We start from the raw sequence: 341 nt of genomic DNA, 5'->3' as shown, positions 1-341 counted from the left end.
CTTCCTGTTTTACCGGTTCGCCATGAGCTTCCCAGGCAGCTTTCTTACCATCACGTACCAGTTTTTTGATCTCTTTCTCGATCTCCTGGAGCTCCTCGTCTGTGGCGATATTTGTCTCGATCATCCACTCACGCATCTTCACATTACAATCGTATTCTCTTTCCCACTGCAATCTTTCTTCGCTCTTATATCGTTCATGAGAACCGGAGGTGGAGTGACCCTGTGGCTGAGTTAATTGCTGCACGTGGATCAACACAGGAATATGTTCTTCCCGAGCCAGTTTACTGGCTTGTTCATAGGTTTCAATAAGTGCAGGATAATCCCAGCCGTTTACTGTAAAG

1 protein-coding gene is annotated in these 341 nt (G+C 46.3%); it reads right to left on the bottom strand.

Annotated features, from left to right (window positions below; translation table 11 throughout):
* On the bottom strand, positions 1-341 hold a 341-nt coding region (locus HC175_RS21605), incomplete at both ends, for a thiamine pyrophosphate-dependent enzyme (protein WP_235942728.1).

The organism is Salinimicrobium oceani (assembly GCF_012037645.1).
The sequence above is the reverse complement of the archived record's forward strand: the minus strand, read 5'-3'. Positions and strand labels throughout refer to the sequence as shown.